Below are 244 nucleotides of genomic sequence, written 5' to 3' on the forward strand. Positions count from 1 at the left end.
GCCGTGCATCCGCCCGAAAGCGGCGCGGCCAAGCCGGCGCGCACGGACATTCGGCGGCTCGACGGCGGAACGCCGGGGCGCGCCGAGTGGGTGTTGGTGGGCTGCAAGCTGCACACCGGGCGCACCCACCAGATTCGCGTCCATCTGGCCTGGCTGGGGCATCCGCTGGTCGGGGACACGCTCTATGGCGGCCGGCCGGCCCTGGGCATGGTGCGCCAGGCCCTGCACGCCGTTCGGCTGGGGC

At 75.0% G+C, this 244-nt stretch carries 1 protein-coding gene; it reads left to right on the top strand.

Going from position 1 to position 244, the window contains the following annotated elements; translation table 11 throughout:
• The coding region (locus N2041_RS14690) for a pseudouridine synthase (protein WP_297679369.1) at positions 1-244 on the top strand (244 nt) is incomplete at both ends.

Origin of the sequence: Tepidiforma sp. (assembly GCF_026419595.1) — a bacterium.
Lineage (GTDB): Bacteria > Chloroflexota > Dehalococcoidia > Tepidiformales > Tepidiformaceae > Tepidiforma.